General features: G+C 41.2%; 22 protein-coding genes. 10 read left to right on the top strand and 12 right to left on the bottom strand.

Features of this window, described 5'->3' with window-relative positions:
• Nucleotides 1–27 precede the first annotated feature (27 nt).
• Complete coding sequence (locus SLH46_RS16865; protein ID WP_320282379.1) at nt 28–2,217, top strand: glutamine synthetase III family protein; 2,190 nt, start codon at nt 28–30, stop codon at nt 2,215–2,217.
• A gap of 164 nt (nt 2,218–2,381) precedes the next feature.
• A complete protein-coding gene (gene porE / locus SLH46_RS16860; protein WP_320282378.1) occupies nt 2,382–4,373 on the top strand; it encodes a PorE family type IX secretion system protein in 1,992 nt (663 codons plus the stop codon).
• Here the strand turns inward: porE and SLH46_RS16855 are convergent.
• The 6 genes from SLH46_RS16855 to SLH46_RS16830 form a co-directional block, all read right to left on the bottom strand.
• A complete protein-coding gene (locus SLH46_RS16855) occupies nt 4,370–4,996 on the bottom strand; it encodes a hypothetical protein (RefSeq protein WP_320282377.1) in 627 nt (208 codons plus the stop codon). The two genes, porE and SLH46_RS16855, sit on opposite strands and share 4 nt — an antisense overlap.
• A 116-nt stretch (nt 4,997–5,112) precedes the next feature.
• Nucleotides 5,113–6,375, bottom strand: coding sequence for a PQQ-binding-like beta-propeller repeat protein (locus SLH46_RS16850; protein WP_320282376.1), 1,263 nt, complete (start codon nt 6,373–6,375; stop codon nt 5,113–5,115).
• Nucleotides 6,376–6,391: 16 nt separating this feature from the next.
• Entirely contained in the window at nt 6,392–7,444 is a 1,053-nt protein-coding gene (locus SLH46_RS16845) for a potassium channel family protein (protein ID WP_320282375.1), read from the bottom strand.
• A 1-nt stretch (nt 7,445) separates the two neighbouring features.
• Entirely contained in the window at nt 7,446–8,753 is a 1,308-nt protein-coding gene (locus tag SLH46_RS16840; RefSeq protein WP_320282374.1) for a DUF2851 family protein, read from the bottom strand.
• Nucleotides 8,754–8,826: 73 nt separating this feature from the next.
• Nucleotides 8,827–9,363, bottom strand: a complete 537-nt coding sequence (locus tag SLH46_RS16835; protein WP_320282373.1) for an RNA methyltransferase — start codon at nt 9,361–9,363, stop codon at nt 8,827–8,829.
• A 24-nt stretch (nt 9,364–9,387) separates the two neighbouring features.
• Nucleotides 9,388–10,647 carry an arginine deiminase gene (locus SLH46_RS16830; protein WP_320282372.1) on the bottom strand — a complete coding sequence of 420 codons (1,260 nt, stop codon included), beginning with the start codon at nt 10,645–10,647 and terminating at the stop codon, nt 9,388–9,390.
• 244 nt (nt 10,648–10,891) lie between these two features.
• On the opposite strand from SLH46_RS16830, the gene SLH46_RS16825 reads away from it, so the two are divergent.
• From SLH46_RS16825 to SLH46_RS16815, 3 genes are read left to right on the top strand one after another with little or no spacing between them, the layout of a single operon-like run.
• A complete protein-coding gene (locus SLH46_RS16825; RefSeq protein WP_320282371.1) occupies nt 10,892–11,476 on the top strand; it encodes a DUF4294 domain-containing protein in 585 nt (194 codons plus the stop codon).
• 1 nt (nt 11,477) lies between these two features.
• Entirely contained in the window at nt 11,478–12,044 is a 567-nt protein-coding gene (gene thpR / locus SLH46_RS16820; protein ID WP_320282370.1) for an RNA 2',3'-cyclic phosphodiesterase, read from the top strand.
• The gene (locus SLH46_RS16815; protein WP_320282369.1) at nt 12,041–12,352 is read left to right on the top strand and encodes an antibiotic biosynthesis monooxygenase family protein; all 312 of its coding nucleotides are present in this window, start codon (nt 12,041–12,043) and stop codon (nt 12,350–12,352) included. The genes thpR and SLH46_RS16815 overlap by 4 nt, the downstream gene beginning before the upstream one ends.
• Before the next feature lie 217 nt (nt 12,353–12,569).
• Here the strand turns inward: SLH46_RS16815 and SLH46_RS16810 are convergent, their stop codons facing one another.
• Together SLH46_RS16810 and SLH46_RS16805 are read right to left on the bottom strand one after the other, a co-directional pair.
• The gene (locus tag SLH46_RS16810; protein ID WP_320282368.1) at nt 12,570–13,988 is read right to left on the bottom strand and encodes a sugar transferase; all 1,419 of its coding nucleotides are present in this window, start codon (nt 13,986–13,988) and stop codon (nt 12,570–12,572) included.
• A 90-nt stretch (nt 13,989–14,078) separates the two neighbouring features.
• Complete coding sequence (locus tag SLH46_RS16805) at nt 14,079–14,870, bottom strand: hypothetical protein (protein ID WP_320282367.1); 792 nt, start codon at nt 14,868–14,870, stop codon at nt 14,079–14,081.
• A gap of 197 nt (nt 14,871–15,067) precedes the next feature.
• On the opposite strand from SLH46_RS16805, the gene SLH46_RS16800 reads away from it, so the two are divergent.
• The 5 genes from SLH46_RS16800 (at nt 15,068) to SLH46_RS16780 (ending at nt 20,837) form a co-directional block, all read left to right on the top strand.
• Nucleotides 15,068–15,757 carry a protein-L-isoaspartate(D-aspartate) O-methyltransferase gene (locus tag SLH46_RS16800; protein ID WP_320282366.1) on the top strand — a complete coding sequence of 230 codons (690 nt, stop codon included), beginning with the start codon at nt 15,068–15,070 and terminating at the stop codon, nt 15,755–15,757.
• A 1-nt stretch (nt 15,758) separates the two neighbouring features.
• Nucleotides 15,759–16,397, top strand: coding sequence for an MBL fold metallo-hydrolase (locus tag SLH46_RS16795; RefSeq protein ID WP_320282365.1), 639 nt, complete (start codon nt 15,759–15,761; stop codon nt 16,395–16,397).
• A 93-nt stretch (nt 16,398–16,490) separates the two neighbouring features.
• On the top strand, nt 16,491–19,367 hold the full coding sequence (gene gcvP, locus SLH46_RS16790) for an aminomethyl-transferring glycine dehydrogenase (RefSeq protein ID WP_320282364.1): 2,877 nt from the start codon (nt 16,491–16,493) through the stop codon (nt 19,365–19,367).
• Nucleotides 19,368–19,435: 68 nt separating this feature from the next.
• Entirely contained in the window at nt 19,436–20,239 is an 804-nt protein-coding gene (gene ispE / locus SLH46_RS16785) for a 4-(cytidine 5'-diphospho)-2-C-methyl-D-erythritol kinase (RefSeq protein ID WP_320282363.1), read from the top strand.
• A 181-nt stretch (nt 20,240–20,420) separates the two neighbouring features.
• On the top strand, nt 20,421–20,837 hold the full coding sequence (locus tag SLH46_RS16780) for a hypothetical protein (RefSeq protein WP_320282362.1): 417 nt from the start codon (nt 20,421–20,423) through the stop codon (nt 20,835–20,837).
• 143 nt (nt 20,838–20,980) lie between these two features.
• Here the strand turns inward: SLH46_RS16780 and SLH46_RS16775 are convergent, their stop codons facing one another.
• The 4 genes from SLH46_RS16775 to tgt all read right to left on the bottom strand — a co-directional run bounded on the left by SLH46_RS16775 (nt 20,981) and on the right by tgt (nt 25,324).
• The gene (locus tag SLH46_RS16775) at nt 20,981–21,307 is read right to left on the bottom strand and encodes a biotin/lipoyl-containing protein (protein WP_320282361.1); all 327 of its coding nucleotides are present in this window, start codon (nt 21,305–21,307) and stop codon (nt 20,981–20,983) included.
• 20 nt (nt 21,308–21,327) lie between these two features.
• On the bottom strand, nt 21,328–22,872 hold the full coding sequence (locus tag SLH46_RS16770; RefSeq protein ID WP_320282360.1) for an acyl-CoA carboxylase subunit beta: 1,545 nt from the start codon (nt 22,870–22,872) through the stop codon (nt 21,328–21,330).
• A 238-nt stretch (nt 22,873–23,110) separates the two neighbouring features.
• Nucleotides 23,111–24,190: an LptF/LptG family permease gene (locus SLH46_RS16765; RefSeq protein ID WP_320282359.1), complete on the bottom strand. Its 1,080-nt coding sequence runs from the start codon at nt 24,188–24,190 to the stop codon at nt 23,111–23,113.
• A 6-nt stretch (nt 24,191–24,196) separates the two neighbouring features.
• Nucleotides 24,197–25,324: a tRNA guanosine(34) transglycosylase Tgt gene (gene tgt / locus SLH46_RS16760; RefSeq protein ID WP_320282358.1), complete on the bottom strand. Its 1,128-nt coding sequence runs from the start codon at nt 25,322–25,324 to the stop codon at nt 24,197–24,199.
• Nucleotides 25,325–25,443 lie beyond the last annotated feature (119 nt).

Raw genomic sequence — 25,443 nt, 5'->3', positions numbered from 1 at the left:
AAAAGCAACAGACTAAAAAAATTAATCATGGCACAATTCAGATTCAAAGCACTTGATGAAGTGCTTAACCGTAAACCTGTGGAAATTGTCAGGGAAGAAAACCTGGTGTCCGATTATTACGGTATGCTGGTGTTCGACCGGAGCAAAATGAAAAAATATTTATCGCGCGAAGCTTATAAAGCTGTAACCGATGCGGTTGAGCGCGGAACTACAGTTGATCGAAAAATGGCCGATCAGGTGGCACAGGGAATGAAAGCCTGGGCAATTGAGAACGGCGCAACACATTACACACACTGGTTTCATCCGCTGACCGACGGCACTGCCGAAAAACACGATGCATTTATTGTACACGGAGCCGATGGTTCAGTAATCGAATCTTTTTCAGGAAAGTTACTGGCTCAGCAGGAACCTGATGCGTCTTCGTTCCCAAGCGGAGGAATTCGTCAGACTTTTGAGGCCAGAGGTTATACCGCGTGGGATCCGTCTTCTCCCGCATTTATCAGCGAGACAACATTGACTATTCCTACCATTTTTATTTCGTTTACCGGCGAAGCGCTTGATTATAAAACACCATTATTACGAGCAATAAATGCAGTGGATAAAGCTGCTACTGAAGTGTGCCAGTATTTCGATAAAAATGTAACCCGTGTTCAGGCAAACCTGGGATGGGAGCAAGAATATTTTCTTATTGATGAGGCCTTGTACATGGCTCGTCCCGACCTGATGTTAACCGGAAGAACGTTGATGGGGCATGCTTCTTCAAAAGATCAGCAACTCGACGATCATTATTTTTCGTCGATTCCAACACGCGCCAATCGGTTTATGCAGGATGTAGAGAATGAGGCATACAAACTTGGAATTCCGGTTAAAACTCGTCATAACGAGGTGGCACCGAATCAGTTCGAACTGGCCCCGATTTTTGAAGAAGCCAACCTCTCGAACGATCATAACCAGCTTTGCATGGACATTATGCAAAAGATTGCCCGTCGTCATAAATTCCGCATCCTTTTTCACGAAAAACCATTTGCCGGAATTAATGGTTCAGGAAAACACAATAACTGGTCGTTGTCGACCGATACCGGTGTGAATCTGTATTCTCCGGGAAAAAATCCAAAATCGAATCTGCAGTTTTTAACATTCGTAATTAATACGATGAAAGCGGTGTATGATAATCAGGATTTGTTGCGCGCCAGCATTTTAACTGCCTCAAATCAACATCGTTTGGGAGCTAATGAAGCACCACCATCAATTATTTCGGTATTTCTTGGATCGGAAGTTTCTGCCATGCTCGATTTGATGGAAGAAGCTGTGGTTGACCGTAAAATGACACCGGATGAAAAGACAGCTTTAAAACTGAATATTGGCCGTATTCCTGAAATCATTCTGGACAACACGGACCGAAACCGCACATCGCCATTTGCGTTTACCGGTAATCGTTTTGAGTTCCGCGCTGTTGGATCGATGGCGAACAACGCATCGGCACTTATCGTTTTAAATACTGCCGTTGCCGATCAGCTGAAGAAATTTAAAGCCGAGGTTGACGGATTAATTGAAAAAGACGTTAAAAAGGACGAGGCAATTTTCCAGGTACTAAAAACTTTGATCATCAACACCAAACCGATTCGTTTTAACGGAGATGGTTACAGCAATGGTTGGGTGGAAGAAGCTGAAAAACGCGGTTTGACCAATATTAACAATGTTCCCGAGTCGTTATCGGCACTGCTGCGAAAAGAGAGTATTGATCTTTTCAAAAGAAACGGTGTGTTTAACGAATCCGAAATTGAAGGCAGGGTAGAGGTTGAGTACGAGAAATTCATTATGAAAGTGCAGATCGAGTCGCGTGTTCTTGCCGATATCGCAATCAACCACATTGTGCCTACTGCGGTAGAGTATCAGACCATGTTGCTTGAGAATGTTAAAAACCTGAAGGATGTATTTCCCGAAGAAGAATTTATGTCGCTGGCAGGTGGCCGCCTAGAACTTATTAAAGAAGTTGGCCGACACATTTCGGCGATAAAAGCAAAACGAAAAGAGATGATTGCGGCACGTTCAAAAGCCAATAAGGTTGAGAATGTAATTGAACGGTCGAAAGAATACGATGCCGAAGTGCGTCCTTTTCTCGATGAAATCAGGGATCATATAGACAGACTTGAGCTGATTGTTGATAACGAAAAATGGCCGTTGCCAAAATACCGCGAGTTACTTTTTGTTCGATAAAAGATCAAATTCGTAAGTGCAAAAAAGACTTTTCTTCCGAAGAAAAGTCTTTTTTTATCTTTATATACTTAAGCAATCAATAATACGTTAGTTAAAAGACGAAATAATTTATTGGAATTAGTCGGTAAAAAAATTTTACTTTTACTCCCCGAAATTGAATGGGTATGAAGCAGGTTAAACTAGCTGTTTTTTTTATAATAATTGTAGTTTTAAGTGGTTGTGGTTCCGCCAAACATGGGCGCGATGCTTTGTTGTCGCAAGATATTGGCGAATATTACAAAGCCATTGAAAAATACCGGAAAGCACGTAAAAAAGAAAAAAACCGTCAGAAAAGGATTGAATATGCCTACAATCTGGCCGAGTGTTACCGGGCAATCGGAATGTACGATTATGCTGAACAGAACTACAAATTTGCCATTCGTTTGGGCTATGATAATCCGGAGGCGCTGCTACATTATGCCGAAATGTTGCGTATTACCCAGGATTACGAAGAAGCTTACGAAACTTACCGAACTTACCTCGATTCTGTTCCCGGCGATGAACGGGCCCTCGATGGAGTGGAGGCCATGCGTAAAACGCAGGAATGGGTCGCAAATCCAACCCGTCATATCATTAACCCGATTAAAGAATTAAATTCCCGCGAAAGCGATTTTGCCCCTGTTTTTGTTGGTGGCCGCGATAACGAGATCTTTTTCACCTCATCGCGAAAAGCTGCAACCGGTAAAAAGGAAAGTATGATTACCGGGCACAAATACACCGATATTTTCCGGGCAACTTTTGGGGTGCAGCGCCAGAAATGGGAGCAACCCAAATTGCTGGATGAAAACATGATTATAAATACCGGTGAGGAAGAAGGTGCTATCACGCTAAACTCTACCGGCGAGCAAATGATTTTTACGCGTTGCCGTTACGATAAATCGCAACCGTTGGGAGCCGAATTGTATTCCACATCGCAATCCCGCGGATCATGGTCTGGACCAATAAAATTGCAAATTGTTGGCGATAGTATTATTGCTGCACACCCGGCACTAAGTCCCGATGGAACAGAAATTTATTTTGTTTCGGATATGCGAGGAGGACAGGGTGGCAAAGATATCTGGAAAGCGACAATGGAAGGTGGCAGTTTCGGAAAACCGGTGAATATGGGACCGATCATTAATACTGCCGGCGATGAAATGTTCCCGTTTGTTCGCGATAATGGCGAGCTTTATTTTGCCTCGAATGGCCACATCGGACAAGGAGGACTTGATATTTTTATGGCGAATAAAAATGAAGACGGGATTTGGGTAGTGGAGAACATGGGGTCGCCAATGAACTCGCCTTCCGACGATTTTGGAATTGCATTCGTTACCGGCGAAGACAAAGGGATGTTTACCTCGAACCGTAAAGGATCGCGTGGCGATGATATTTACAGTTTTGTGGTGCCGCCAAAAGTTTATGAAATTGAGATTGAGGTTTTTGATAAAGAAACAGCATCGCATCTCGACGGATCGACAATGCGTATTATTGGTACCGACGGAACAAACCTGAAAGTACGTGCAAGGGGTGGAAAGTTTAAAATGAAATTAAAACCCGAAACCGAGTATGTTTTTGCAGCTTTTAAAGACGGCTACCTGCGCGATAAGGCAGCAGTGAATACCATTGGGCTGGCCGACAGCAAAGATTTCCGTTTCGATATGTTCTTAACTGCTACCGATGCGCCAATTAAAGTGGATAACATTAGCTACGAATTTGGCAGCTGGGAATTGTTGGAAAGTTCGAAGGTTGCACTCGATACGCTGGTTCAGATACTTGTTTTCAACCCAACGATTACAATTGAACTGATGGCACATACCGATTATGTAGGTAGCGATCAGTTTAACTTCGACCTGTCGCAAAAACGTGCACAAAGTGTGGTGGATTACCTGATTGAAAAAGGAATTAATCCTGATCGTTTGGTTGCGAAAGGTTATGGCGAAACCTGGCCAAAAACGGTAAACCGAAAATTGGCCAATCAATACGATTTCTTAAAACGGGGCGATGAGTTAACTGAAGAGTTTATTCTGACGTTACCGGAGGCACAGCAGGAAATTGCCCAGAGTATAAACCGACGTACAGAATTCAGGGTGCTATCAACAGATTTTATCGAGAAATTCGACGCAGAACCGGAACGTTAATTGTCTTCTTCGGAGTCTGGTATTGAATCGATTGGTGGCTTTTTCACTTTTCGGGTGGAGTAATAATCTGTTTTATATCTTTTATTTTTCTTCCGTTTTTGTGCGTTTTTTCCTCCGAAATCCAACGGAATTCTTAATATACTCACCGAGCTGGCTTCCGTTCGCATTAGCCGGTTATTTTCTGTCATTATTGTGGTTGTCGCATCGATTTCGGGTTCCATCCTTTTATACAATATTGGTTTGTATTCATCCAAAAACTGAAGGTTTTGCTCTGCACGTTTTAAATCGCTTTTTTGTTCGGAGCTAACCACTACTTCAGGTATCTGAACATCATCAGACTCGAGAATAATTTGTGGATTTTGCAGGAGCCGGTAAATCTGCACCGATATACGGGTATATGAAATGTGCGAGAAGATTAAAGAGTCCTGGGGGTTAACAGTGATTTTAAAAATTCCGTTTGTTCGGGTAATGTCTTTTTCTAACGTTCTTGGGTTGATCACATAAACATCTGCAATTGGCTGCCCGTCACGGCCTATCGTCTTTCCTTCTATAATAAAGCTTTTATCCTGAGCATAGGCACTTATGCAACAGATTATGGCTAATAGTAAGGTGAAAGTTTTCATTTGTTGTTTAGTTTTCAGCACAAATATCGCGATAAGTTGTTTTAAGGATGCTGAAAAAAAACTAAACTATGTTAATCAATTGACACTGAAAAACAAATTCCCGGAACCTAGATTTACTAACTTGATGCTTTGACATTGTACGCTACAAGCACATCGCCGTGCCGCACCAAAAACATTCCGTTGTAAATTGCCGGTCTCGACCAGTACGGGCCGCTTCCGTACTCGATTTTGAAAGAACTTACCACATCAAACTTTTTGGGATTCGCTTTTACCAGCGCAACATTGCCTCGTTTCTCATCGATTAGATACAACATTCCTTCCGCCGAAATTGCGGGGCCTTTGCTGTGGAAATCAGCTATCCAAACTATTTCACCGGTGTCCCAGTTCATACAAACCCATTTTCCGGTTTGTCGTCCTGTAAAGTTCGATCCATATAAATAACCGTCCACTAATACTACTCCGTGGTTTTGGTTGTCAAAAGTCTGGTCGGCAAATTTTTCGGTTATACTTCGTCCATCGTCCGATATCTTTAGCATCGATGATTTTACATCCCAACCACTGGTAATCCATAAACAGCTGTCCTTGTAGGTTGGTACGTTTGTAAGAATTGTTGTGTTATCGCCATTTGGGCTAAGGAAATTGTGATGGAAATCCCACATAATTTCGCCGGTGTTGGCGTCTACACTTATTACGTGAGTTTGGTTGGCTGTAATAATGTATTTTTTACCGCAATGTTCAATCAGCAAAGGAGTGATGTTCGACCGTTTAGCATGCATTGTTTCCGATTTCCACACCAGTTCTCCGGTCATTTTATCGAGGGCAACTACCATGGCAGTTTCTCCTCCAACAGATGCAATTACTTTATCATCAACCAGCAGGGGAGATTCAGAAACGCCAAACATGTCCCAGTCGCTTTGGTATTTTTCGTGCAGGTCAACTTGCCAGATTATTTCGCCATTTTCGGTGTTCATACAAACCAGCTCGTCTAATCCCGATAAAAGGTATAAGCGGTTGTCTTCAAGTGTTGGAGTACAACGCGCTTCGGGGTATGTATTTATCCACGCCCGGCCGTAACTTTTTTGCCAAAGTATGTTGCCTTGCAAATCGAGGCAGCTTACATATTCCATTGTGTCTATATTCCCGGTAGTATAAATGCGATCAGCTGTTGCAATGGTCGACGAGTTGCTTTTACCCAAATCTTCGGTTACCCATAACACTTCAGGACCTTCTTCGGGCCACTCTTTTAACAGCCCTGTTTCGGGGAAAATACCATCGCGGTTGGGGCCTCTAAACTGAATTACCTGAGCATTGGTTGTGGTTACACTTGAAAAAAATAGAGATACGATGAGGATCAGGGGTAGAAATTTAAAATTTGTCATTTTTGGTATTAATTAACTATGCTTCTTTTTGCATTACTTCTTTAAGTTTTGTGATTTGGAGAGGGTTACCCAAAACAAATAATTGGTCGTTGCGCGAAAGTATCATTTGCGGATCGGGATTAAAAACATACCGGGCCCCGCTAATTTTAATTCCGATAATATTGGCCCCGGTTAACTCTCTAACCTTGAGTTCTGAAATTGATTTTCCAACAAATCGTTGTGCTAAATTTTTACATGATATTTCTTCCAGCGATACGTCCTGCGATTTTTGTAACAGAATGTATTCGATAAACTCAACAACATCAGGCTGGTGTACAAGTTTTGCCATCCGCTGTCCACCAATGCGTTCAGGCATAATTACGTTGGTGGCACCGGCGCGTTTTAATTTCATCTGGCTTTCCAGTTCCGAGGCACGGCTGATCACCGTTAATCCGGGATTCATACTTCGGGCGGTTAAAACGACAAATACATTATCTGCATCGTTTGGAGTAGTCGCAATTAACGCACGCGCCCTGTTAATTCCTGCTTGCTCCAGCGTTTCTTCGTGAGTTGCATCGCCCTTTATATATAAAAGGTTTTCGTTCTCCCGAATTCGTGATATCACATTATCTCGTTTATCAAGGATAACAAACTCCACCTCATTTTCGGCCAGTTCCATGGCTGCCTGTTCGCCATTTCTGCCATATCCCACAATAATTACGTGGTCTTTTAGTTTTGCAATTTTTTTATCCACCCTGTACGTTTTTATATAGTTAGCCAATTCTCCGTCGAAAACAAAACGTGCCATATTCGAGCCTACGTACGCCAAACTACCCAGACTCATAATGATAAGAGCAATGGTAAATATTTTTCCATCGGGCGTTAAAGGATGCGAACCAACCTCTTTAAAACCAACAGTTGAAATGGTAATTACGGTCATGTACACGCTGTCGAGCACGTTCATTCCCTCGATGTAATAATACCCCATTGAGCCAAAAATTAAAATCGAGAAAAGCAGACCTATCCCGATTTTAACGGTTTTGCTCGAAACCGCCTGAAATTTATTGTACTGTTGGCTACTCGCTGGCATGTTAGTCGTCCTGATTTTGTAAAGATGAAACCAATTTCACCCCTATTTGGCAATTTAAACATTTTTTTGATTCACAGTAACAGTTTTTTAACTGAAGTAGAGCCTGCGATTCAAACGCCGAACGCGCCTGTATTCCCAGTTCTTTCCATTTCGAAATGATTGAATTACTCTCTGCCGGCAGATTTTCCAGAAAGCCGAGTGCCCGGTTTTTTAGTTCGGTTTTGTTCTGCTTTTCTCCATAAACAAAAAGAAAAGGAACAATTACGTTGATTATAAGAATGGTAGCTGCTACATCGCCCAATTCCTTTGGTTTTGTTCCCTTCGACGATTTATTGAAATTATAATGTGTATCCCAGTATTCCGAGGTTTTTACTTTTAGCAAGGCCTTCACATTCTCTATTGATTCTGTTTCCAGGATACGCGAAAAAAGCCCCTGCCACCGGTAAATTAAAGCTGCCAATTGCGAAATTCTGATCGTCGGAAAATTTGATGGCCGTAAACGCATAAACTTCCACAGATGGCTTTCAATACCTTTTAGCTTGTATTTTTTGTAAAGAAAAGAATATTCGTCGCGAAGGCGGATAAAATAGTCGTCGCCAAGTAACTGTTGATTAAGTAATCCCGAATTTCCAAACAACAGCGCCTCCAGTTGGAACAGGCTGTTTTTATGTTTTAGCAGAATTTGGATAGGTGTTGATTTGGCCAGCAACTCGAATGGCAAAGCGTTGACTTTAAATCCTAACATGCGGGCCAACACCTGAAAAAATGTTTCATCCCAATTATTGTTGTTTTGTTCCAGTTGCTCAACAATGGCCTGTGTTTTATTCTCTAGTCGTTCTATCATCAGACGGTTAAAACCAAGTTGCAAGATTATTGGATCGATTTTGTGAAATTGATTCTGGCAGGCAATCCAGGTTTGTGCATCCAACAGATTTTGGTAGTTCAGTTTGTATTGCTCGGGATAGTTAAGAGTAAAGGTTGGAATATTTTCTCCGTTGCTACGAGTGATTTTAGCATCGGCAGTCTCAACCACGTGTAAAATTACGTTGTCGTAGGCTTTGTCGTTATTGTGTTCGTGTTTTTGCCAGTCGGAAGCTTTTTTGTGGATTTCGATGTTTCCCGCCCAGATCGTGTCTTTTATTTTAATCTTTGCATTAAAAAAATCAGGACCAGAATCGGTATTGATTCTTCCCGGATCAATAATTTCCAGCCGATCTCCTTCAACGGTTGATAGATTTTCGTTAGTAAAAAGTCTGTTCTGCCAAATGTATTGCAGAAATTCTTCGGGCATATTTTTCGGGGTAGCCATTTGGGAATGTTTTGTTTTCCCTAAAAATAAAGAAAATGTTTGAATTGCCGGAGAACGAAAATCAAGCTGTAAATTAGCCTATCGTATTTATTTTCTGAAAGATGTCCCACAAAACAATACCGGCACTCACCGAAATATTAAAGGAATGTTTGGTGCCGTATTGCGGAATTTCAATGCTGCCATCGCAAAGATCAACAACACTTTGTTTTACACCTTTTACCTCGTTTCCAAAAACCAGCGCCACTTTTTCTCCTTCGGCAGGTTGATAATCCGGTAGCATAATACTGTTTTCAACCTGCTCGATGGCGTACACTTTAAAACCATCCTTTTGCAGGTTCTCAACAACTTCTTCGGTGTGTTCGAAATATTCCCAGTCAACCGATTTTTCGGCATCAAGTGCTGTTTTGCGGATTTCATTATTGGGAGGTGTAGCAGTAATTCCGCAGAGGTATATTTTATTAATCAGCAAAGCATCAGAAGTCCGGAAAACCGAACCAATATTGTTGCAGCTTCTGATATTGTCGAGCACCACAACGATGGGTGTTTTGTCTGACTGTTTGTATTCTTCAACCGATAAACGACCGAGTTCAATATTTCTTAGTTTTCGCATAAATCTTTTCTTTTCAAAATCGTTCTACCAGTTTACTGCTGCTCTTCTGAAAGGTTGCGACATACATCGCGCACCGCCACCGCCGCGTGCCAGTTCCGATCCGGCGATTGTTACCACACATTTTTTGTAATCGTCGACATTAGTCTTGCCCGAAATTATGTCGGTGGCAGTTATAACATCATAACCATGTTTGTTCAGCTCCTCAATGGTGTGAACATTTCGCTGGTAACCGATAATTTTTCCCGGTGCAAAAGCCAAAAAGTTGGCACCACTGTGCCATTGTTCCCGTTCCTGAATCCACGGATCGCCGGTTCCTCCACACGAAATTGGTCGTAAATCCATGCCCAGTTTTTTTAGTGCTTTCGGGATGTTTGGCATTTCTTCAATGCGGTTAACTTTGCCGTTCTCAATTTCAATATGAATGGTTTTAAAGCGGCTCATCCCAAAAATTACCGGCGGGTAAACCATACATTCATCGGTATTCAGAAAAGTAAAAACCATGTCGAGATGAATAAACGATTCAGGTGTTTCCGGTAGTTCCTGAACGATAATGTGGTGTTTTTCCTTTTTTTGGTGTTTTAGGTTTTCAATGATAAAATCGATTCCCTGCGTGCTGGTTCTAATTCCGGTGCCAATCACAAAAATATCGTCGCGGGCAATTTGTACGTCGCCACCTTCAACCATCGATTTCCGGTTCACCATAATTCCTGAATCGGGTTTTCCGGGGTTCAATATTTTAGTGTCAATATCCGGGTGATATTTGTAAATGGCCTCCATTATCACCGATTCTCGTTCGCGCACCGGGTTGGCCATTTTGCCAATAAGCATGTTGTCGTTCATTGCCATGGCCGAGTCGCGTGTAAAAAACAGGTTGTGCAAAGGCCGCAGTAAAAAACGTTCGTTGCTCAGGTAGTTGGTCAGATTATTTTTCTCCAGTACAACTCCTTCAACCAGCAAATTTGCCAGTGTTTGCGAACTTGCTTCAGTAAGCTGCTGACAGGAATCGATGTATTCGGTCATACAGATTTCATTCAGAACTTCTTTTTTTACGGCTTCATCGGCCAAAATATCGGCCAGCAGATCTTTTACCTGGTACACTTTCGACACCTTTTTCAGCACACCTTCAAATTGTGCATATTCTTTCGATGCGATAGATAAATTCAGTATATCGCTGTACAAAGCACGTTCCGCATTTGCCGGTGTCATATTCTCCACTTCCGAACCCGGAGTATGAATAATAACACCTTCTAACTGGCCAATTTCTGAATGAACCGAAGTTTTCATATTCTCGTAATATCAATGTGTTTACGGGATCAAAGATATAAACTTTGTATGGTCCGTAATTGATTAACGAATATTTCATGTGATTAGAATTGATTATTTTTATGGCAATCCGCCAGCTGGCGGAAACGCGCAAGATCATAATCATTCGCCATAGAGTAAAAAAATTATCTCGTACGATGTGTATTTGGACAGACTTTTTGTTATACTCGTTTCGTTCTACTTTTATGTTGCTAAAAATGTTTGGATGAGGAGTTTTGTCTTTATATTGATTTTTTTGTTGGGAGCGGGGTTTGCCGGAGCGCAGGAAAACGATACTTCTGAAATAAATATGGGGTATGTGCAGGATGGCGACACCATCATTTTTAAGAACATAAAAGAGGTGGTTGTTTTTCCGAATCGTGAGTTTAAAAACAAACGACAATATCGTCGTTATACCCGTTATGTTGCAAAAGTGAAAAAAGTGTACCCGTTGGCCGTAGAAGCGCGGGAATTGCTTGCAGAATACGAGCCACAATACAATGCGCTTGAAGAGCCTAAAGAGCGCCGTAAATTGATGAAGCAACTGGAGAAGGAATTGTTGGACGAACATAAAGACGAATTAAAAAAGTGGTCGATTTCCGACGGTCGAATTTTGTTAAAACTGATTAACCGCGAAACCGAACGGACTCCGTATAGTTTGATAAAAGAATTTCGGGGAGGATTTAGTGCAACGTTCTGGCAGGGAATTGCCAAGCTGTTTAAAAACGATTTGAAAGCAGGCTACGAACCGGAGGAAGAGGACAAAGTATTGGAGGAAATTGTAACACTCATTGAACTTGGATATCTTTAGCATGCGAGATCATATAAGAACTTTTATCGCCATAAAAATACACCCTAACGAAAAAGTGCTGGATTTGCTACAATATTTAAAAAAGCAATTCCCAGCAGATAAAATAAACTGGGTAGATACCGAAAACTTCCATCTTACCTTACGATTTTTGGGCAACACAACTCGTGAACAGCTGTATGAACTTGTTGACCGTTTGGAGGAGGTTGTTTCTAGGAAAAAGAAGTGTAAACTTAGTTTAAAAGGGACCGGATATTTTAAAAGCAAAAATCAACCACGCGTGTTATTTGTTAAGATTCAAGCGGAGGAAGTGCTGGAACTTTTGGTTCAGGAAATTGAAAAGGAAGTGGTGAGTTGCAGTTTTGAGGCAGAACAAAAGGCTTATAAACCGCATTTAACGTTGGGCCGAATAAAACATGTTCAAAATACAAATCGGTTTTTCTCACTGTTAGATGAAATGCCTTCGGATATTTATCAGGAGATTAAAGTTGACGGGATTATTTTATTTCAAAGTATATTAAAAACAACCGGTCCGGAATACCGGCCAATCAAAACATTTGCACTACAATGATTGCCAATACACCAAAACCACCTTATTACGCGGTAATATTTACGACACTTCGCAACGATATTGATGACGGCTATGGTGAAATGGCCAAACAAATGCTGGAGTTAGCTAAAAAACAGCCCGGTTTTTTGGGAGAGGAGTCGGTTCGTGAAGAGTTGGGGATAACCGTTTCGTACTGGGAAAGCCTGGAGGCAATTAAAAACTGGAAGCAAAATGCAGAACATTTGCAGGCACAACAATTGGGGAAAGCCAGGTGGTATAAGAAATACAAATTGCGGGTTGCCCGTGTGGAACGCGATGCGGAATTCTGAATGAAAGAATGCTTTAATGGAAAATTTGCGTCGTTGCGATAAATTGTAAAACTGCTCAATTGAATTACTGCCCGGCTTTTGCCAATTGCCAATTGCATTTTTGCCTATTAAGCCTGAATGAAAAGGGATTAGTGTTTCGAATGAATTACAATTATTATTAACCTGAGTTAGATTTTAAATAGAAACTGAGACAAGATTTAGAATCGAACTCAGGTTATTACTTTCCGTTGCCTTTCACACTCACCATTACGGTGTAAATGAGGATTTTGAAGTCGATGTACAACGAGATGTTTTTCAGGTACATCATATCGTAAGTTAAACGCTCCAACATTTCGTCGACGTTTGAGGCGTAACCGTATTTTACCTGTCCCCACGAAGTAATTCCCGGACGAAGTTTGTGGAGGTGAGCGTAATGCGGCGCACGTTCCAGAATCTGCTTGATAAAAAATTCCCTTTCAGGACGCGGTCCAACCAAAGACATGGTTCCCATAATTACATTAAAAAACTGGGGAATCTCATCTAGGTGCGTTTTTCGCAGGTATCGGCCAATTCCTGTAATGCGAGCATCATTTTCCGAGGAAAGAGCAGGTGAGCCATTTTCGGCATCGGCAACCATACTGCGAAGCTTATAAATATTGAAAGGTTTACCGTAGCGGCCAACTCGTTGCTGTTTGTATATAATAGGACCTTTTGACGATGTTTTAATAATGACAGCCAGTACAATAAATACAGGGAAAAACAGAATAAGTGCGATGCACGAAAACACAACATCAAGCAAACGTTTTACGTTTGCCTGCCATCCGGGCATTAATCCGTTGCTGATTTTAATAAGCGGACTTCCGAAAATGGTATTTGTTTTGGTCATTCCCGAAAGCAGGTCGTACAAATCGGGGATTCCCCAAATGGTAATCTGGCGGTTCTCGATAATAGTAAGTATTTCACTCAGCTGATCGTGTTCTTTGGTTTCCAAGGCCAGAATAACCTCTTCAATATTCTCTTTATCCAGAATATTGATAATGTCTTTAATGTGACCGAGCATTGGCAATTGTTCACTTAAAACCGAATCGCTATTCTTGTCCAGTTCTATAAAACCAACAAATTTATTTCCGGCCGGACGAACCTGGCTCGACATTTCGTTGTATACTTTCAGCGCTTTTTCGTTACTGCCAATTATAAGGGTGTTAAAACCAATTTTGCGTTTGTGTATTTTATGAACGGTTTGGGTAGTAAGAACCAGTCTGAACAAGTAGGTTAACCCAAAATGCAGGCTGAAAAGCGTAAATATGGAATTGTAATAGTTTTTATACGATCCTATCCAGTCGTCGAGCAAAAAAGCAAAGAAAATAATTACAACACCAACCACCGATGTTGCAAATGTTTGACCAAGCTCGAGCAAACGCGACCGGCGATAAATGTTATTGTAAAAGCCTACGATATAATAGAAAGTGATCCAGAAAGCCGGAATAAAAATAAGACCCAAATAAAACTGGGTGGTTAATTCGAACGGAACATCCCATCCGTTAAAATATTGAGGTTCAATAATTTCTTTGCGATATACGAAAAAAGAAGCCCAGGCCAGTGCTGCAGCAAAAAAATCGAAAAATAAATATTTGGCCGTCTGCCACGATTTGTTCATGTAGAAACGATTAAGTCAGGTCTTTTCACAATCAGTATTTAAACGACCTCTAATACAAAATATTGCGGCAAAAGTAATTTTTTATTGGCATTAATGAATAGAAAACTGAGCGATCTTTTTATTGATCTTCTGAGCCACGTGCATGGCAATCAGGTAATCATCAAGGGTTGATATTTTTTTAATTTTCCCCTCTATTGACTGAATAAAAACATCCAGTTCGTTAACGATAAATTCATCGTCGAATTTAATGTCCTTGTTATCCGTCAGAAATTTTTCTTTCGAGAAATTGAACGTTGCAAATTGGTTATCGGAATAGATGCGTAACTTAAAGTTCTTCAACGATTCAAGTTTTCCGAAATTCAGATTTACCACTGAAGCATCACCAAATTCAAGACGAACGTTGGTAAATTTTGAGTTGTCGTATCCCGGGAAAGTTACGGCGCCAATCTTTTTTGGAGAAATACCGGTAACCTTTAAAAGCATCAGCAGCATGGGGTAAAGCGAATTCTTTTCGGTTACATCTGCCTCAAAATTCGAATAGTCGATAAATGCCGGAGTTTTAATGTTTTTATTTACCCACTGTATTGCCGGCGAGAAAAAGTACGGATTGATAACCTGCACCACCGATCGCGATTCGTTAATAAGTTTATTCAAATCGGTACATTCATCAATGGTGAGATCGGGGTATTCAACGCAAAAAATGTGCTTCGACTTTTTAATAATATCGCGCATAAATTTAAACGGCATTGGTGTTGAATTGTCCATCAGAATAACATCAGCGCGTTCAATCAACTCAACACGGTTGAACTCCGGAATGGAATAGTGGAAACCGGTGAGCTCGGCGCTCGAACCAACCGAAGCTTTGCCAATAATATTTATCAAAGCATTTTTTTTGATTTCTACAGCGAAGGGTTCAAGAATTTCTGTGTTTCCTATTAAGCCTACATTCAACATATTACGCTATTTAAATTGTTTCTATGCAAATATAGAACTCAGGTCAATATTTTTTTGTGGAGCTGCGTTTAATTTATCAACGTTAAATGTTAATATTCATTCCTGAATGAAAAGTTTGTTGGTACGTGAATTCGATTAATTTTGTACATATAGTTAAGGAAAAGATGGTAAAAGACACATCGCGACATCAGGGTTTGCGCAAACGTTTAGTTGATGGGCTAAAAGTAAAGGGCATTCGAAACGAGGCTGTTTTAACGGCAATCGGTAACGTGCCGCGCCATTTATTTATGGAGAGTGGATTTATAAATTTTGCCTACAAAGATCAGGCTTTTCCGATTGGTGCCGGACAAACCATTTCGCAACCCTATACCGTTGGTTTTCAAACCCAATTGCTCGATGTTAAAAAGGGGGAGAAAGTGCTAGAAGTTGGAACCGGATCAGGTTACCAGGCAGCCGTGCTGGTTGAAATGGGCGCAAAGGTTTTTACTATCGAACGTCAAAAAGAACTGTATGTAAAAACGCATAAGTTTTTGCCGTCGATAGGATATAAACCCGCTTGTTTTTTTGGAGATGGTTATAAAGGTTTGCCAAACTTCGCCCCTTTCGATAAAATTTTGGTAACGGCAGGTGCGCCGTCGGTCCCTTCCGAGTTGAAACTTCAGCTGAAAATAGGTGGGAAATTGGTTGTTCCGGTGGGCAACGAAAAGCACCAGGAAATGTGCGAAATTGTTCGTACAGGCGAAAATGATTTCACTATGAAAAAACATGGAGGCTTTGTTTTTGTTCCTCTCTTAAAAGGAACCGTAAATTTTTAATATGATTAAAGTTGAAAAATTTGTTGTAAACCCCTTGGGCGAAAATAGTCTTGTATTGAGCGACGATACAAAAGAATGTGTAATTATCGATCCCGGATTTTATTATGGAGAAGAACAGGACGAGCTAAAATATTACATCGAACGAAATGAGCTGAAACCTGTAAAAATAATCAATACGCATTGCCATTTCGATCATATAATGGGTGTTGATTTTGTTCGCGAAGAATATAAGATTCCGTTTTTAGCCCATGCCGACGATGCTTTTTGGGTAGAACGGGCAGTTGATCAAGGCAAAATGTATAATTTCGAAATGCAGCCTGTAAAGCCTATCGATACTTTTATTGAAGAGGGGCAAACTGTTGAATTTGGTGAGTCAAGCCTCGAGGTAATTCATGTTCCCGGTCATGCTCCTGGTCATGTTGTTTTTTATAGCAAAAACGATAAACTATTAATTGCCGGCGATGTTTTGTTTTATGGTAGTATTGGACGCACCGACTTGCCGGGAGGCGATTTCGACACCTTGATAAACAACATTAAAGGAAAACTTTTTGCATTACCCGACGAGACAAAAGTGTACTGTGGTCACGGCCCGGAAACCACACTTGGTTTTGAAAAAGTAAATAATCCGTTTTTAACCTGAATGTAAATGATTTAAAATTGTTTTATATCATTTTTTTAAAACCATTCAGTTTATATACTTGCACAAAAATTCATTATAAAATAAATATTTCGAATGTCTCAGGATAGATTTGTCACCCGCCACATTGGCCCGCGAGGTTTGGAAATTGCCGAAATGCTTGAATCTGTTGGTGTTTCGTCGATGGAGGAATTGCTCGAACAAACTGTACCGGCCAATATAAGGTTAAAGCAACCTTTAAAAATGAATGAAGGATTGTCGGAACGTAAATACTTCCGTCGTATTCTTGAACTGGCATCAAAAAATAAAGTATTTAATACTTACATCGGAATGGGCTATTACGATACAATCACTCCGGCAGTGGTTTTACGTAACGTGCTTGAAAATCCGGTGTGGTATACTTCTTATACACCTTACCAGGCTGAGATTTCGCAGGGGCGTCTCGAGGCATTGTTAAACTACCAGACAATGGTTTGCAGTTTAACCGGAATGGACATTGCAAATGCATCCTTGCTTGATGAAGCTACTGCAGCAGCCGAAGCCATGGTTATGATGGCGAATTTGCGATCGCGAAAAATGGTTAAAGCAGGTGTAAACACCGTTTTGGTTGACGACAAAATGTGGCCGCAAACTCACGATGTGTTAAAAACGCGTGCTTTGCCTCTTGGTTTCGAACTTAAAATTTTACCAAAAGACGAGTTTGTTTTCGACGACACCGTATTTGGAGTGTTGGTGCAATATCCGAACTCTGATGGTGAAATTGTTGACTATGCTGACCTTGTTGAAAAAGCACACGAAAAAGAAATAAAAGTTGCTGTTGCTGCCGACCTGATGTCGTTGGCAATATTAACTCCTCCGGGAGAATGGGGAGCCGATATTGTATTTGGTAACTCGCAGCGTTTTGGTGTTCCAATGGGATACGGTGGCCCTCATGCTGCATTTTTTGCAGCCCGAGAAGATTTTAAACGAAATATGCCGGGACGTATTATTGGTGTTACGAAAGATATGCATGGTAACCGTGCGCTTCGTATGGCACTGCAAACCCGCGAACAGCACATTAAACGCGAAAAAGCAACTTCAAATATTTGTACCGCTCAGGCGTTATTGGCAATTATGGCCGGTTTCTTTGGCGTTTATCACGGACCGGATGGTATTATCGGAATTGCAGAGCGCATCCATAATATCGCTGCATTCCTTGCCAGCGAAATTGAAAAACTTGGGTACACTCAGATTAATAAAAACTACTTCGATACCATCCGTTTTGCATTGCCAAAACATGTAATGCGCGAAGATATTGAGTGGTTGTCGCACGAGCTGGAAATGAACTTCCGGTATTTCGAAAATGGCGATGTTGGTATCAGTATCGATGAAACAACGAACCCGCAGGATATTGGCTGGATCATTGAAGTATTTGCAAAAGCTGCCAATAAAAAATGGCAGGTAGCCGAAGAATATCCCGAAGGAGTTGAAATAAACGCTGCGTTTAAAAGAACTTCGGAATTTATGACCGAGGAAGTATTTAATAAATACCGCTCGGAAACAGAGATGGTTCGTTACATTAAACGATTAGCAAAAAAAGATATATCGTTAACACAATCGATGATTTCGTTGGGCTCGTGTACAATGAAGCTGAATGCTGCAACTGAAATGTTGCCGATGAGCTGGATCGAATTTAACGGTTTACATCCTTTTGTTCCGAAAAACCAGGCACGTGGTTACCAGGAAATGATGGAAGAACTGCGTAGGGATTTAGCTGAAATTACCGGAATGGCCGATGTAAGTTTGCAGCCAAACTCAGGTGCTGCTGGCGAATATGCCGGTTTGATGGTAATTCAGGAATACCACAAAAGCCGTGGCGAGGGCCAGCGTGATGTGGTAATTATTCCTTCTTCGGCACACGGAACCAATCCTGCTAGTGCTGTTATGGCCGGAACAAAAGTGGTTGTGGTAAAATGCGATGAAAAAGGTAACGTTGATATGGACGACCTGCGTGCCAAAGCCGAACTGCACAAAGACAATCTTTCGGCGTTTATGGTAACTTATCCATCAACGCACGGGGTTTTCGAAGCCTCAATTATTGAAATGTGTGAGGTGATTCACGAAAATGGTGGTCAGGTTTATATGGATGGTGCCAACATGAACGCACAGGTTGGATTAACCAATCCACGGATGATCGGCGCTGATGTTTGTCACCTGAACCTGCATAAAACATTTGCTATTCCACACGGTGGTGGTGGTCCTGGTGTTGGCCCTATTGGTGTTGCCAGTCACCTGGTAGAATTCCTGCCATCGCATCCGATTATGAATAACGGACACGTTGGTATTACAGCTGTTTCAGCAGCTCCATGGGGAAGTGCATCAGTATTGCCAATTACTTATGGTTACATAAAAATGATGGGCGCTGAGGGCCTTACAGAGGCTACAAAAATCGCCATTCTGAATGCCAACTACATTGCAACAGCTTTAAAAGATAATTACGGAATTTTATATACCGGTGAAAACGGACGTGTGGCACACGAATTAATTTTGGAGTGCCGTCACCTAAAAGCTTCAGCCGGAATTACCGAAGAAGACATTGCCAAGCGATTGATGGATTATGGTTTCCACGCGCCAACACTGTCGTTCCCGGTTCATGGGACTTTGATGATCGAGCCAACAGAAAGTGAATCGAAAGATGAGCTGGATCGTTTTATCAGTGCTTTAAACTCTATTTTCGATGAAGTTAAAGAAGTGGAGAACGGTGCTGCCGACAAAGCTGATAACGTACTAAAAAATGCGCCACACACAGCAGAAAGTGTTTGTGCCGATGAATGGACACATGCTTATGGCCGCGAGAAAGCTGCTTATCCGCTGGATTGGGTGCGCGAAAACAAATACTGGGTGCCGGTTGGCCGTGTTGATAATGCATGGGGAGATCGTAACCTCATTTGTACCTGTGGTTCGCCGGAGGAATACGAAGCTTTCGCTGACTAGAAAAATAAATCTTTATATAAATGTAGGAAGCCGTCTGAATTTTCAGGCGGCTTTTTTATTTTTGTTGCATGATCATATTTCCCAATGCGAAAATAAATATCGGGCTTAATGTTGTGGAGAAACGACCGGATGGTTACCACAACCTCGAAACCATCTTTTACCCGGTAAAATTATCGGATGCTTTGGAAGTGATCGAATCAGAAGAAACGAGCTTTTCTTCGTCGGGTATTGAAATTGATGCTGCTCCGGAGAATAATCTCGTTTATAAAGCTTATTCGTTGCTAGCACGGGATTTTGATCTTTCACTGGTAAAAATGCATTTACACAAAGTAATTCCGTTTGGTGCAGGCCTTGGTGGTGGTTCGGCCGACGCGGCTTTTGCATTAAAAATGCTGAACGGTTATTTTGAGTTGGGATTAACGACAGTTCAACTGGAAAATTATGCTGCCCGAATTGGTGCCGATTGCCCATTTTTTATTCAAAACAAACCAACTTTTGCACATGGTATCGGCGATCAGTTTAAACCGGTTAAACTCGATTTGTCGGCATATGAGATCGTTGTTGTTAAACCTCCGTTCTCTGTTAGTACACCACAAGCTTATCAAAATATTATTCCTGCTAAAGCGGATTTTAACCTGCTTGAGATTGAAAATCTTCCGATTGAAGAATGGAAAACTGTAGTAAAAAACGACTTTGAAAAAAGTGTATTTCCGCAGTTTCCCGAAATCGAAAAACTGAAGAACCAGCTTTACGAAGCGGGCGCTGTCTACGCATCTATGTCGGGAAGTGGCTCAGCATTGTTTGGAATATTTCGCCATTTACCGGCAAATTTAGACAGTAGCCTACCAAAAGGTATTTTTATTTACCGATAACCCCGGACGTTTACCGACCTTAAGAACTCATTAACATTTTTTTTATTCTTTTTAACAAAACGAAGTGTAACCTTTGTCTTCGTAATTAGTCTATTATACTGAAAACAAGAAAACAAAAAAGTCCTTTACGAAGGCAATTTGAAAACAAACAATTAGTTCGAAAACAGTTAAAACAGAAAACATGAAAACTAGATTTAATTTAAAAACAGTTGCACTTATACTAGCAGTAATATTTACAGTAGGAACAGCTAATGCAACAGAAAAAGTTACAAAAGCCTCAAGTCATGAAAACATTGTTGAAACATCGTTGAACCTGGAGTCGTGGATGACCAACGACGCAATCTGGAGCACTTCTGCCGACTTTAATTTCGTTGAAGCGCAGGAAGGTTCGCTAGAGTTGGAAACCTGGATGACAAGCAACGATGTGTGGTCAACTGCAAGTGATATGGCAGCTCAAACAGAAGAAGCCGATCTTGAATTGGAAAACTGGATGACCAACGATTTCACCTGGCAAGTAGTACCAACTTCAACAGTTGAAATGGACGGGACTCTAAGTCTTGAGGACTGGATGATTAATGAAAGAGTTTGGAATTTGTAGATAAATAGAAAACGCGATTAGTTTTATTTGGATTTTTTGAGAGTTGCCGCTTAGTTGAGGCAACTCTTTTTTGTATAAAATAAGGCACAAAAAAAACCGCACAGTCTACTTGCGCGGTTTTAATATTTGAAACTCGTTACGAGTTATTTTGTCGGTTTAATTTCAATCATCAAATGACGGTTAGGAATAACCTCTCCTTTTTTGACGTGAATTTTAACGATCTCTCCATCAAAAGGCATCCGTACCTGGTTTTCCATTTTCATTGCTTCGAGCAATAGTAATGTTTCACCTTCTTTCACCTTTTGTTTTGTTTTTACAAAAAGATCGATGATTGTTCCCGGTATAAATGAATAGAGTTCATTTGGATCCGGAGACACATAATTAACCCTGTTTTCAAACCTTTTGGTATAGGTTGTTTTGTAAACAGCCCCTTGAATAACAAGATTTTTAAGCTCTTTTTCTTCTGCCATAATGCAAATCTTTTAGTGGTTTAAAACGGAGGAATTCCGTGTTTTTTAGCTGGCATTGAAGCGCTTTTGTTCTCCGATACCTGTAACGCATGTAATATGCGCGAACGTGTATCGCTAGGCTCGATTACCTCGTCGATATAACCTTGTGCAGCAGCAACATAAGGATTGGCAAATTTCTCTTTGTACTCCTCAATTTTTTGCTGACGCATTTCATCAGGATTTTCGGCTTCGGCAATTTCTTTGCGGAATACAATGTTTGCAGCTCCTTCTGGTCCCATAACTGCAATTTCGGCTGTTGGCCATGCAAAAACAAAGTCGGCACGCAAGTGACGCGAGTTCATTGCAATATAACCACCACCATAAGCTTTACGCAGAATAACAGTTACTTTTGGCACTGTAGCTTCGCTATAGGCGTAAAGAATTTTTGCACCGTGACGAATTACTCCGGCATGTTCCTGATCAACACCAGGCAGGTAACCAGGCAGGTCTTCCATGGTAATAATAGGAATATTGAAAGCATCGCAGTAACGGATAAAACGAGCTGCTTTGTCCGAACTATCGATATCAAGAACACCTGCAAGTACCATTGGCTGGTTAGCCACAAAACCTACAGTTTCGCCATTCATACGACCAAAACCTACAATGATATTTGGAGCAAAACGTTCCATAACTTCGAAGAATTCAGAACCGTCGGTGATGCTTTTAAGTACATCGCGCATGTCGTACGGAATTCTTGGATCAGCAGGAACAATATCTTCAACCTTAACTCCTTTTAACGGAGCTTTTGGTTTATGAGGTAATGCTTTTTTCAGGTTACTACGCGGAATAAAGCTGATAAGTGTTTTTATCTGATCGAAACACTCCATTTCAGTTTCGGCATAGAAATGTGCATTTCCGGTTACCTCGGCGTGTACTTTAGCACCACCAAGTTCTTCCATAGAAACTTCTTCGCCCAAAACCGATTTAACCACTGATGGTCCGGTAATGAACATTTTCGAAATGTTTTCTACCACAAAAACAAAATCGGTAAGAGCAGGCGAGTATACCGCACCACCGGCACATGGGCCAAGAATTACCGAAATTTGTGGAATTACACCTGAAGCCAGTGTGTTGCGGAAGAAAATCTCTCCGTAACCGGCCAATGAGTTAACTCCCTCCTGAATACGCGCACCACCCGAGTCGTTGATACCGATTAATGGTACACGCATTTTCAACGCGTGATCCATAATTTTGGTGATCTTGCGAGCATGCATCAATCCCAACGAACCACCTGCAACGGTAAAGTCCTGGGCAAAAATACAAACTGGCTTGTCGTAGATAGTACCGGTACCGATAATAACACCGTCGCCGTGCAAGGTTTTGCCTTCCATGCCAAAATCCTTGGCAGCATGTTCTACAAATAAATCGTATTCGTGAAATGAGTTTTTATCCAACAGGGCAAGGATACGTTCACGGGCTGTGAGTTTACCCATTTTAACCTGTTTCTCAATGGCTTTATCTCCACCACCTTTTTGTACTTCTTTCTTTCTTTTACGAAGATCGAGTACGTTACTTCTTAGTGACATAAAGTATTTTTTTAGTTATAAATTACCCGGTAGTTGACCGGTGTTATTTTATTTAGCGTGGGCAAAATTATAATTTTTTTTAATTGCCATGGGCTAATGTATTGTAGTACTACGGAAATTAACCAACATAGGTTCAAGCCCTTCGAATTATTGTATTGTATGTTTGAAAAATTGTCGGAAATTGGCTTTGAAACGCTAAGAAATGTGGAAAATGAGAACTCTCCACACTTTTTAAAATTTAACGGGCAGCCCATCGGTATACAAAAAATGCCAACACAGCATAAGTCAGGTTGGGTATCCACACCGACAGCATTACAGGAGCCGTACCACTTATGGCAAATACGGTTGAAATTTGCATAAATAATATATACGAGAAAGCAAGAAGGAGTCCCAAACCGATGTGTAAACCGAGTCCTCCTTTAACTTTTCGCGATGCCAGACCAACACCGATCAAAGTTAAAATGAATGCGGAGAAAGGATTCGCCAAACGTTTGTGTTTCTCTACTTCCCACTCAATATAATTTACTCCGCGCATTTTCATCAGGTCGATTTCCTTAAGTAAGGCCGGCGTAGGAAAGGTTTCCATTTCATTTTTCATTCGCTGAAAATCGCCTGGCGTCATGTTCAACGTAGTGTCCATCCGGTAACCCTTTTCAAATGTTTCGTGATCGTCGAAAATGTTTCTTTTCCAATACGAGTTGATCACCCATTTCTCGGTTTTTTCGTCCCAGCGGATATTTTGTGCGGTAAGCTTTTCTTTTAGTTTCGCACCTTCAAAACGTTCGAGCGTAAAACGCATCCCCACATTATTTGCATTAAAACTCTGCATATAAATATAGGTGCCCGGTTCAATTTGTCGGTGTATATTTTTGTCGATATCAACAGTTCTGTTTTTAATGTATTTGTGCCTGAAATCGATCATCGTTTTGTTGGCCGGCGGAATTACATAGTTCCCCAACACAAACGAAAAAAGTGCAATAATAAACGCCGAAACCAGGTAAGGTCGCATCAGTCGGGCATACGAAACACCACTGCTTAAAATGGCAATAATCTCGGTGTTGTACGTCATTTTCGAGGTAAAATAAATTACCGCGATAAACGTAAACAGCGGACTAAAAAGGTTGGCAAAGTAGGGGATGAAGTTCAGGTAATAATCAAAAACTATATCGTGAAGCGGAATATCTTTCGACAGGAATTCATCGAGGTTTTCCGAAATATCGAAAACAATGGCAATACTTAAAATCAGGCCAATGGCATAAAAGAACGTTCCCAAAAATTTTTTCGAGATGTAAAGGTCTATTGTTTTATACCACTTCATGATCTTTTAAAGGCGTTGTTTTAGTTTTAAAACCATTTCGTTTTTCCAGCTTACAAATTCGCCGCTCTGTATTTTTTCTCTTGCGGTTTTAACCAGCCACAGGTAAAAAGCCAGGTTGTGCTGACTGGCAATTTGCGCGCCAAGCATTTCGTTCGAAATAATTAAGTGGCGAAGATAAGCTTTTGAATACTGGTCGACAAACGAAGTTCCGTTTTCATCGATGGGAGAGTGGTCGTTTTCCCATTTTTTATTTCGCATGTTCAGGATTCCTTCGCTGGTAAACAACATTCCGTTGCGTCCGTTTCGGGTGGGCATCACACAGTCGAACATATCTATTCCGCGATGAATACCTTCCAGAATGTTTACCGGAGTACCAACGCCCATCAGGTAACGCGGTTTATTTTCAGGAAGATCGGCAGTACAAACTTCGGTCATTTCGTACATTTCCTGTTCGGTTTCGCCAACCGACAACCCGCCAATGGCATAACCGTCGGCATCAAAATTTTTAACGTTGGCCACTGCTGCTTTTCGTAAATCGGTAAACGTGTTTCCCTGAACAATGGGGAACAACGATTGCGAATAACCATATTTTGGTTCGGTGCTGTTAAACTGTTTAAAACAGCGTTCGAGCCAGCGTTGTGTTAATTCCAGCGAACGTTTGGCATAATCGTAATCGGCATCGCCCGGAGTACATTCATCAAAAGCCATAATAATATCGGCACCGATTGTACGCTGAATATCCATCACATTTTCGGGCGTGAACATGTGATACGATCCGTCGATGTGCGATTGAAAACGAGCACCTTCTTCGCTTAATTTACGAATGTCTCCCAGCGAAAACACCTGGAAACCTCCACTGTCGGTCAGGATTGGTTTATCCCAACGATTGAATTTATGTAAGCCACCGGCTTTTTCAATAACATCAATGCCTGGGCGCAAATACAAATGATAAGTATTGCCCAATATAATCTCGGCTTTAATGTCTTCTTTTATATCTCTGGTGTGAATTCCTTTTACCGATCCGGCAGTACCTACCGGCATAAAAATGGGAGTTTCAATGGTGCCGTGGTCGGTGGTAAGTACACCTGCCCGGGCACGCGAGTTATCTGCTGTTTTCTGTAATTCGAATTGCATTTGTGTAAAATTGCGTGGCAAATATAGCTATTTAACCCGAATTCATTTTGGTTGTGGCGTGCCCAATCTTGTTAATAAAAACTAATTACTGTAAACAAATTCGTTTGCTGCAAAGAAAA

The sequence above is a fragment of the Draconibacterium sp. IB214405 genome, from assembly GCF_033963885.1.
Lineage (GTDB): Bacteria > Bacteroidota > Bacteroidia > Bacteroidales > Prolixibacteraceae > Draconibacterium.
This window is presented reverse-complemented; position numbering and strand designations above follow the sequence as displayed.

Coding starts and splice junctions, on each gene's coding strand:
- SLH46_RS16765 (WP_320282359.1), bottom strand. CDS start 24,190: ATGAAGTGGTATAAAACAATAGACCTTTACATCTCGAAAAAATTTTTG.
- SLH46_RS16865 (WP_320282379.1), top strand. CDS start 28: ATGGCACAATTCAGATTCAAAGCACTTGATGAAGTGCTTAACCGTAAA.
- SLH46_RS16855 (WP_320282377.1), bottom strand. CDS start 4,996: ATGAAAACTTTCACCTTACTATTAGCCATAATCTGTTGCATAAGTGCC.
- SLH46_RS16825 (WP_320282371.1), top strand. CDS start 10,892: ATGAGGAGTTTTGTCTTTATATTGATTTTTTTGTTGGGAGCGGGGTTT.
- SLH46_RS16770 (WP_320282360.1), bottom strand. CDS start 22,872: ATGTCACTAAGAAGTAACGTACTCGATCTTCGTAAAAGAAAGAAAGAA.
- porE (WP_320282378.1), top strand. CDS start 2,382: ATGAAGCAGGTTAAACTAGCTGTTTTTTTTATAATAATTGTAGTTTTA.
- SLH46_RS16845 (WP_320282375.1), bottom strand. CDS start 7,444: ATGCCAGCGAGTAGCCAACAGTACAATAAATTTCAGGCGGTTTCGAGC.
- SLH46_RS16780 (WP_320282362.1), top strand. CDS start 20,421: ATGAAAACTAGATTTAATTTAAAAACAGTTGCACTTATACTAGCAGTA.
- SLH46_RS16810 (WP_320282368.1), bottom strand. CDS start 13,988: ATGAACAAATCGTGGCAGACGGCCAAATATTTATTTTTCGATTTTTTT.
- ispE (WP_320282363.1), top strand. CDS start 19,436: ATGATCATATTTCCCAATGCGAAAATAAATATCGGGCTTAATGTTGTG.
- SLH46_RS16850 (WP_320282376.1), bottom strand. CDS start 6,375: ATGACAAATTTTAAATTTCTACCCCTGATCCTCATCGTATCTCTATTT.
- tgt (WP_320282358.1), bottom strand. CDS start 25,324: ATGCAATTCGAATTACAGAAAACAGCAGATAACTCGCGTGCCCGGGCA.
- SLH46_RS16815 (WP_320282369.1), top strand. CDS start 12,041: ATGATTGCCAATACACCAAAACCACCTTATTACGCGGTAATATTTACG.
- gcvP (WP_320282364.1), top strand. CDS start 16,491: ATGTCTCAGGATAGATTTGTCACCCGCCACATTGGCCCGCGAGGTTTG.
- thpR (WP_320282370.1), top strand. CDS start 11,478: ATGCGAGATCATATAAGAACTTTTATCGCCATAAAAATACACCCTAAC.
- SLH46_RS16835 (WP_320282373.1), bottom strand. CDS start 9,363: ATGCGAAAACTAAGAAATATTGAACTCGGTCGTTTATCGGTTGAAGAA.
- SLH46_RS16795 (WP_320282365.1), top strand. CDS start 15,759: ATGATTAAAGTTGAAAAATTTGTTGTAAACCCCTTGGGCGAAAATAGT.
- SLH46_RS16775 (WP_320282361.1), bottom strand. CDS start 21,307: ATGGCAGAAGAAAAAGAGCTTAAAAATCTTGTTATTCAAGGGGCTGTT.
- SLH46_RS16840 (WP_320282374.1), bottom strand. CDS start 8,753: ATGGCTACCCCGAAAAATATGCCCGAAGAATTTCTGCAATACATTTGG.
- SLH46_RS16830 (WP_320282372.1), bottom strand. CDS start 10,647: ATGAAAACTTCGGTTCATTCAGAAATTGGCCAGTTAGAAGGTGTTATT.